The organism is Paracoccus binzhouensis (assembly GCF_016446475.1).
Classification (GTDB): Bacteria; Pseudomonadota; Alphaproteobacteria; order Rhodobacterales; family Rhodobacteraceae; genus Paracoccus; species Paracoccus binzhouensis.
The window spans coordinates 1-1,654 of sequence record NZ_JAEHFP010000231.1 but is presented as its reverse complement, the minus strand read 5'-3'; the positions used below and the strand labels follow the sequence as shown (position 1 = coordinate 1,654).

The 1,654-nt window shown below is 70.9% G+C and carries 2 protein-coding genes; one reads left to right on the top strand and one right to left on the bottom strand.

Annotated elements, in window-relative coordinates:
* Positions 1-773 (bottom strand): class I SAM-dependent methyltransferase (locus I9P22_RS24115; RefSeq protein WP_199262753.1); only part of this gene is annotated, 773 nt, incomplete at its 3' end.
* A 51-nt stretch (positions 774-824) separates the two neighbouring features.
* Here I9P22_RS24115 and gloB point away from each other — a divergent pair.
* Complete coding sequence (gloB, locus tag I9P22_RS24110; RefSeq protein ID WP_199262751.1) at positions 825-1,571, top strand: hydroxyacylglutathione hydrolase; 747 nt, start codon at positions 825-827, stop codon at positions 1,569-1,571.
* The last annotated feature ends 83 nt before the right edge of the window (positions 1,572-1,654 follow it).

The following is a 1,654-nucleotide window of genomic DNA, read 5'->3' as shown; positions in this document are numbered from 1 at the left end:
CCGCGCGCCGCCCGCCCGGCGCCCTGCCCCGCAGGCCGCGGCCGGGCGATGCCCTCGAGCACGTCGAGCGGGCTCGGCACGCTGACCTTGCGGCCGCGGCCGACCGGCGCCTGGACCTGCTTGGTGAACTCGGTCAGCACCACGCCCGCCACCAGCACCTGGCTGATGCGCAGCCCGGCCCGTTCCCACATCTGCGCGCTTTTCAGCCAGAACCGCCGGTCCGAGGGCGGGATGTAGAGCGCCGCCCCCGTCCGCTCGGGCACGAAGCCGGCGGCACGGGCCTGCGCCTCGAGCTGGCCGGCGGTGTAGCTGCGCCCGAAGCCGAAGGGCGTGGTCTCGGACCGCGCCCAGAGCCCGGCGCGGTTCGGCCCCATCACCAGCATCCGCCCGCCCGGCCCCAGCACCCGCCAGGCCTCGTCCAGCAGCACCGCGGGGTGATCGGCGGTCTCCAGCGCATGCAGCAGCACCAGCCGGTCGACGCTGCCGGTATCCAGCGGCCATGCGGTCTCCTCGCACAGGACCGAGCAGTTCGGCATCCCGGCCGGCCAGGCCATCACCCCCTGCGGCCCCGGCATCAGCGAGATGACGCGCCGCGCCCGCGCCAGGTAGGGCCGCAGCAGCGGCGCCGCGAAGCCATAGCCGGCCACGGTCATGCCCTGCGCCTGCTCGGGCGGCCACAGGCCGGTCAGCCGGTCGCGCAGCACCCGCTGCACCACCCGCCCCAGCGCGCGGGTATAGTAGAACTTCCGTAGCTCATAGACGTCGTGATGCATTGCGCCTCCGGCCTGGCAAGGCCAGACTGCGGCAAAGAGAGGAATTTGCCAATGCCGCTGGAACTCGTCCCCGTCCGCTGCCTCACCGACAACTACGCCTGGCTGCTGCATGGCAATGGCAAGACCGCGCTGATCGACGCCCCCGAGGCCGCACCCATCCTGGCCGAGCTTGCCGCCCGCGGCTGGTCGCTGGACCTGATCGCCCTGACCCATCACCATGCCGACCACATCCAGGCGGTGCCGGAACTGGTCGAGAAGACCGGCGCGCGCGTGCTTGGCAATGCCCGGGACGCCGCCCGCCTGCCACCGCTGGACCGGGCCGTCCAACCGGGCGAGCGCTTCGACCTTTGCGGCGAGGAAGCCGAGGTGATCGACGTCTCCGGCCACACCATCGGCCATGTCGCCTTCCATCTGCCGGCCTCGGCCATGGCCTTCACCGCCGACAGCCTGATGGCGCTGGGGTGCGGCCGGCTGTTCGAGGGCGATGCCGAGATGATGTGGGCCTCGCTTTCGCGCCTGAACGCGCTGCCGGCCGAGACCCTGGTCTGCTCGGGCCACGATTATTGCCGCGGCAACGGCGCCTTCGCCCTTTCGGTCGATCCCGACAATGCCGCATTGCGGCAGAGGCTGGCCGAAACCGCGTCGGGCAAGCGGCCCTGCGCCCCCTCGACCCTGGCCGAGGAACGGGCGACGAATCCCTTCCTGCGCGTGGCGGAATTGCGCGATCCCCTTGGTTTACCAGGCGAATCCGATGCCCGGGTCTTTGCCGAGCTGCGGGCGCGCAAGGACAGGTTCTAGGTTGTGTTGACAAAAAGGATTCCCCTGCGCGTCTGGCTGTGATTCAAGATCATCTCTACGTGGGAGGTGACCTTGGCACGCAA